The 283-nt window shown below is 60.8% G+C and carries 1 protein-coding gene; it reads right to left on the bottom strand.

Annotation, left to right across the window (positions count from 1 at the left end; translation table 11 throughout):
* On the bottom strand, nucleotides 1-283 hold a 283-nt coding region (locus EAY64_RS20105), incomplete at both ends, for a contractile injection system protein, VgrG/Pvc8 family (RefSeq protein WP_255424560.1).

The following is a 283-nucleotide window of genomic DNA, read 5'->3' as shown; positions in this document are numbered from 1 at the left end:
CTTGCTGAATGCGGGTCTGATCGCCGGTGTGCTGGGTGGACACCGGCTGGTAGTCGAAGCTGGCCAGTGCCACATTGCCGGACACCACCTGACGGGCGGCGCTCCAGTCGGTAAAACCATCTTCCTCTTCCGTCGCATCGCTGCGATGAAAGCGCACGCGCTCACTGACTGCCGGCGGCAGGCTGTAGGCGTCATCAAACACCACCAGCTTGACCTGAGGATGCTCGCCATCAATATGTTCGAAGCGCCAGGCATAACCCTCTTCGTGCAACAGCCGCACGAT

Origin of the sequence: Aquitalea palustris (assembly GCF_003693445.1) — a bacterium.
GTDB classification, from domain to species: domain Bacteria; phylum Pseudomonadota; class Gammaproteobacteria; order Burkholderiales; family Chromobacteriaceae; genus Aquitalea; species Aquitalea palustris.
The sequence above is the reverse complement of the archived record's forward strand: the minus strand, read 5'-3'. Positions and strand labels throughout refer to the sequence as shown.